This window comes from Pseudoroseomonas cervicalis ATCC 49957 (assembly GCF_000164635.1).
GTDB classification, from domain to species: Bacteria; Pseudomonadota; Alphaproteobacteria; order Acetobacterales; family Acetobacteraceae; genus Pseudoroseomonas; species Pseudoroseomonas cervicalis.
Window position 1 is genome coordinate 1,310,089 of the sequence record NZ_GG770777.1, and the last position, 5,395, is coordinate 1,315,483.

Sequence of the window (5,395 nt, forward strand, 5' to 3'; positions counted from 1 at the left end):
GCGGCAGGGGGCGCGGCCAGAGCGCCAGCTGCGCCGCCGGCCGCAGGATTTCCGCCAGCGCGTCCGGCCAGGCCCCGGCGATGACGCAGGGGCCGAGCGGGGGTGGCGCCAGCCAGGCTTCGCTCAGAAGAACCATGCGAATGGTATGTTATAAAGTATCATTTCTGGCAAGCGGAACGGCGTGCAGGCCGGAATCGCAGCCTCCGCATGGCGGCGGCGGCGCTGCACGATGGACATACCACCGTCACGTTGCTACCACGCGCGCGTTCCCGACGGGCGGTTTTTGCCCAGCCCGACTTCGCCCAGGGTCCCGCCGCCCGGAGATGCCGCCTCCATGAAGATCGTCGCCTGCAACAGCAACCGCCCCCTCGCCGAGGCGGTGGCCGCCGCGCTGAACCTGCCGCTGACGCAGGCTTCCATCCGCCGCTTCGCCGATATGGAAGTGTTCGTGGAGATCCACGAGAATGTCCGCGGCGAGGACGTGTTCGTGGTGCAGAGCACCTCCTACCCGGCGAATGACAATCTGATGGAGCTGCTGATCACGATGGATGCGCTGAAGCGCAGCTCGGCGCGGCGCATCACCGCGGTCATCCCGTATTTCGGCTATGCCCGGCAGGACCGGAAGTCCGGCTCCCGCACCCCGATCTCCGCCAAGCTGGTGGCCAACCTGATCGTCGAGGCCGGCGCCGACCGCGTGCTGACCCTCGACCTGCATGCCGGCCAGATCCAGGGCTTCTTCGACATCCCTGTGGACAACCTGTTCGCCGCGCCGCTCTTCGCCCGCGACATCCTGGAGCGCTACAAGGGCCGCGACCTGATGGTCGTCTCCCCCGATGTCGGCGGCGTGGTGCGCGCCCGCGCCATCGCCGCGCGGCTGCACACCGACCTGGCCATCATCGACAAGCGCCGCCCGCGCGCCGGCGTCTCCGAGGTGATGAACGTCATCGGCGATGTCGAGGGCCGCGACTGCATCCTGGTCGATGACATCGTCGATTCGGGCGGCACCCTGTGCAACGCCGCCGACGCGCTGCTGAAGAACGGCGCCCGCTCGGCCAGCGTCTATGTCACGCATGGCGTGTTCTCGGGCGGCGCGGTGGCGCGCATCGGCGCCGCCAATATCGAGCAGATGGTGGTCACCGACAGCATCCAGGCGACCGAGGCGGTGCGCGTCTCCTCCAACATCCGGCAGCTGACCATCGCGCCGCTGCTGGCCGAGGCGGTGCGCCGCATCTCCGAGGAAAGCTCGGTCTCCACCCTGTTCAACTGAGGATCGGCGCATGGGCTTCCTGATCCGTCCCGCCCGGGATGCGGACCGGGAGGCCCTGCTCGCGCAGACCCTCGGCCTGAACCGCTTCGAGCACGCCATCGCCGGCGACCGCCGCACCGACGAGGCGGGCGCGCGCGAGACGCTGGACCATGTGCTCGGCCGTATCGCCGCCAGCCAGGGCCACGCCCTGGTGGCCGAGGTGGAGGGCGCCGTGGTCGGCCATCTCTTCCTGACCTTCGGCCAGCACCTGCCCTTCGTGGCCGAGCGCGAGCACGGCTATGTCGCCGATCTCTTCGTGCGCGAGAGCCATCGCGGCACGGGAATCGGCCGCGCCTTGCTGGAGGAGGCCGAGCGCCTGACCCGCGCGCGCGGGCTGAAGCGCCTGCTGATCGGCGTGCTGGCGGGGAATGACGGGGCGGAAGCCGCCTACCGGCGCTTCGGCTTCGCGCATTACACGCATGAGATGATCAAGCAGCTTTAAGACCTTCTTTTTTCTGAAGAAAAAAGAAGCAAAAAAGACTTTTTTCTGTTTGGCGCCCCGCCTGGGGCCATAGGCGGGACACCAGCTGACAGAAGTTTTTTGGTTCTTTTTTTCAAAAAAGAACCCTTCCCTTCCCTTGCCTGGGGGGCTTGCACCGCCCCCGCGCCGAGATGATCCTCCCTCCCCGACGGCCATCCGGCCCGGAGATGGGAACAACGCCATGAAGCTCTACTACTCGCCCGGCGCCTGCTCGCTCGGCATCCATGTCGTCCTGGAGGAGATCGGCCAGCCCTTCGAGGCGGTGCGCTCCCCCATCAAGGAAGGCGCCCTGCAGACGCCGGAGTTCCAGGCGCTGAACCCCAAGGGCAAGGTGCCGACCCTGGTGCGCGACGATGGCTCGGTGCTGACGCAGTACACCGCCATCGCCTTCTGGCTGGCCGCCAGCAACCCCGGCGCCGGGCTGCTGCCCGCCGATGCCGAGGGCCAGGCCCGGGCGCTGGAGATGGTCGATTTCGTCACCGGCACCATCCACCCGCAGGGCTTCTCCCGCCTGTTCAACCAGGCCCGCTTCGCCCCCAGCGAGGCCGACCACGCCGCGGTGAAGCAGCAGGGCTGGGACCTGGCCGCCAAGGGCTTCGCCACGGTCGAGAAGCAGTGGCAGGGCGGTGAGTGGGTGCTGCCCTCGGGCTACTCGATCGCCGATTCGGCGCTGTTCGTGGTCGAGTACTGGGCGGTGAAGCGCATGAACATGGACCTGCCGCCGAAGGTGCAGGCGCATTTCGAGCGCATGCTGGCCCGCCCCGCCGTGCAGCGCGCCATGGCCAGCGAGGGGCTGGCCTGATGCCGCAGGCCGCCCCGCTCACCCGCAAGCCCTTCTGGTTCCTCCGCCATGGCGAGACGGACTGGAACGCGCGCGGCCTGTCCCAGGGCAATGTCGACATCCCGCTGAACGAGGTCGGCATCGCCCAGGCGGAGCGGGCGGCCCGCGCCCTGGCGGGCAAGGAGATCGCGACCATCATCGCCTCCCCGCTCAGCCGCGCCCGCCACACGGCGGAGGCGGCGGCGCGGGTGCTGGGGCGCGAGGTCGCGATCCATGACGCGCTGCGCGAGGTCTCCTTCGGCGTGCAGGAAGGCCAGCCCATGGCCGGCTGGTTCGACGACTGGGTGGAAGGCCGCTTCACCCCCGAGGGCGCCGAGAGCTTTTCTCAGTTGCGCGCCCGCACGGTGGCGGCGATCAACCATTGCCTGGACCTGCCCGGGCCGGTGCTGGTGGTGGCGCATGGCGCGCTGTGGCGCGCCTTCCGGGCGGAGGCCGGGCTGCCGGCCAATGTCCGCACCCCCAACGCCCTGCCGATGTGGGTGACCCCCCCCGCGCCGGGCGAGACCGCCTGGCGCTTCGAGCCGCTGCCGCTCGATTGACGGCGGCGGGCGGCGGGGCTCCCCGCCGCCCGGCGGCCTCAGGCGCCCGGCGCCGCGCGGGCGACCAGCACGTTGGTCAGGCCGGTGTCGGTGCTGGCCATCCAGTCCCAGCTGCGCTCCTCCAGCTGGCCGCGGCCGTCGATCTTCCAGAGGTTCAGGCCGAGCGCCTGTAGCTGCGCCGCCACCTCCGGCGCCTTGACGCCGCCGCGCGCCAGCAGCGCCGGCGAGAATTCCATGATCATCCGCAGGTCGGGCGAGCGCTCCAGCAGCTTCGCCATGCCGCGCAGCGCACGGCCCTCATAGCCCTCGACATCCATCTTCATCACGTCGATGCGGAAGGAGGGATCGGTGAAGAACTCGTCCAGCGCCACCATCCTCACCGTCAGCCGCTCCGCCTTGGCGGGGCCGCGGCCGGGATGGATGTTGCCGCCGCCGGAGCTTTTCGGGTTGAAGGTCAGCTCCGCCTCGCCGGTCGCGTCGCCCACCGCCACCCGGTGCAGCTTGGCCCAGCTGTAGGCATTGGCCGAGAGCGAGGCGGCCGCCAGCTCGGCGAGGCGCGGATTGGGCTCGAAGGCATGCACCTGCCCGGTGGGGCCGGTGGCCTGCGCCGCCTGCAACGCATAGACGCCGTGATTGGCGCCGAGGTCGAGCACGCACTCGCCCGGCCGCACCAGGCGGCGGAACAGCGCCAGGGTGTGGCTCTCCCAGCGGCCCTGGGCCAGCAGGTGGACGCCGATGTCGCGGCTCAGCGTGTCGACATAGATGCGCTGGCCATTCTCCAGGAAGGTCAGCGCGGTGTGGTCGCCCAGATAGATCGCCTGGGCGTGCACCAGCCGGGCGGTGCGGTTCTGCAGCGTGGCGCCGATCTCCTCCAGCCGCTGGCCGAGGCGGTCCAGCCGGCGGGAGAGCAGCGCCTCCATGCGCTCCAGCCGCTCCTCCAGCCGCGCGATGCGATCCGCCGCTTCATCCTCGACCATGCCCAGCCACCCTTCTCGCCAACGCCACCGGCGTCATGCCGGTAGCGCAAGGAGAATGCTAGGGGGGCGTGCGGCGCGCCGCAACGCGGCCCCGCCCGGGGCGGGATGGCGGCGCGGATCAGCGCCGGGTCTGGTCGGGCCGCTCCGTCGGCGGCACGCTGCGCTGCTCCAGCGAGGGCCCCTCGGTCGGGCTGTTCGAGCTGGGGCCCGGGGTCTGGCTGCGGTGGCTCTGCGGCACCAGGGCCGAATTGTCGGCATTCGGATTCGGCGCCGTGTTGTGCCGGCCGCTGTTGTTGGCGGTGCCGCTCTGCGCGTTGGGGCCGCGCAGCGTCTCGGCCGTGCCGCCGCCCGATGTCGCGCCGCGCCCGGTGTCGTTCTGCGCCTGGGCACCCAGGCCGCGCTCCGCCGCCGTGCCGGGCGGGTTGCCCGGCGTGCCGTCGGCATTCTGCGGATAGGCGCCCGACAGGTTGGTGCCGGCGGCGCGGTCGAGGGCGCGGCTGGCGGCGGTGCCCGGCGGGTTGCCCGGCGTGCCATCCGCCTGCTGCGGATAGGCGCCGGAGACATTGGTGCCCGCCGCGCGGTCCAGGGCGCGGGTGGCGGCGTTGTTCTGCACCGCGCTTTCCCCCGCCTCGCTCCGCGCCGGGGCGGCGCCCTGCGCCAGGGCGGCGGCCGGCCCCATGGTCATCGCCAGCAGCATCAGCGTCGTCGTCGCGCGCATGGCATCATTCCTCTGCTCTTGCCTTGCCGGAGAAACCGCCGCCGGAGCGCCGGGTTGCCGGCACGGCCGCCCTGCCAGGTCGCTCCACGAACCGCTATGCTGGCCCTTGCCATGACCGCACCGCCCGCCATCGCCGCCCCGCCGCCGGCGGTCGTCTACGAGGATGACGAGATCCGGGTGCTGCACCATCCGGGCGGCTCGGCCTACACGCTGGTCAGCTTCGCCGGGCGGCAGGCGGGGGCGGATGGCCGGGGGTTCTGGCAGGCCGGGCAGGCGGCGCGGCTCGGCCTCGACGCGCTGGGCTTCGTGGCGAAACGGGCCAACTGGTATCCGACGCCCTCCATGGCCCGCGCGGCGATGGCGGTGGCCGGGCTGGGGCGGCCGCTTCGGCTGGGCTACGGGCTCGGCATGGGGGGCTTCGGCGTGCTGAAGCATGGGCGGCGGCTCGGCCTGCAGCGCGCCCTGGCGATCGGGCCGCGTCTCCCCCTCGACCCGCGCCTGGCGCCGCGGGGGACGCGGCCGGCCGGCTGCTT

General features: G+C 71.6%; 7 protein-coding genes. 5 read left to right on the forward strand and 2 right to left on the reverse strand.

The window, feature by feature from the left end:
* Positions 1-334: 334 nt before the first annotated feature.
* The 4 genes from HMPREF0731_RS05665 to HMPREF0731_RS05680 all read left to right on the forward strand — a co-directional run bounded on the left by HMPREF0731_RS05665 (position 335) and on the right by HMPREF0731_RS05680 (position 3,167).
* Positions 335-1,267 carry a ribose-phosphate pyrophosphokinase gene (locus HMPREF0731_RS05665; RefSeq protein ID WP_007003092.1) on the forward strand — a complete coding sequence of 311 codons (933 nt, stop codon included), beginning with the start codon at positions 335-337 and terminating at the stop codon, positions 1,265-1,267.
* A 10-nt stretch (positions 1,268-1,277) separates the two neighbouring features.
* The gene (locus HMPREF0731_RS23055; RefSeq protein ID WP_051014661.1) at positions 1,278-1,748 is read left to right on the forward strand and encodes a GNAT family N-acetyltransferase; all 471 of its coding nucleotides are present in this window, start codon (positions 1,278-1,280) and stop codon (positions 1,746-1,748) included.
* A gap of 220 nt (positions 1,749-1,968) precedes the next feature.
* Positions 1,969-2,589, forward strand: a complete 621-nt coding sequence (locus HMPREF0731_RS05675; RefSeq protein ID WP_007003093.1) for a glutathione S-transferase family protein — start codon at positions 1,969-1,971, stop codon at positions 2,587-2,589.
* Positions 2,589-3,167: a histidine phosphatase family protein gene (locus HMPREF0731_RS05680; RefSeq protein WP_007003094.1), complete on the forward strand. Its 579-nt coding sequence runs from the start codon at positions 2,589-2,591 to the stop codon at positions 3,165-3,167. The genes HMPREF0731_RS05675 and HMPREF0731_RS05680 overlap by 1 nt, the downstream gene beginning before the upstream one ends.
* Positions 3,168-3,205: 38 nt before the next feature.
* Here the strand turns inward: HMPREF0731_RS05680 and HMPREF0731_RS23060 are convergent, their stop codons facing one another.
* Positions 3,206-4,144: an FkbM family methyltransferase gene (locus HMPREF0731_RS23060; RefSeq protein ID WP_007003095.1), complete on the reverse strand. Its 939-nt coding sequence runs from the start codon at positions 4,142-4,144 to the stop codon at positions 3,206-3,208.
* 118 nt (positions 4,145-4,262) lie between these two features.
* A complete protein-coding gene (locus HMPREF0731_RS26065; RefSeq protein WP_245538248.1) occupies positions 4,263-4,862 on the reverse strand; it encodes a hypothetical protein in 600 nt (199 codons plus the stop codon).
* A 111-nt stretch (positions 4,863-4,973) separates the two neighbouring features.
* On the opposite strand from HMPREF0731_RS26065, the gene HMPREF0731_RS25020 reads away from it, so the two are divergent.
* The coding region (locus HMPREF0731_RS25020; protein ID WP_211207883.1) for a hypothetical protein at positions 4,974-5,395 on the forward strand (422 nt) is incomplete at its 3' end.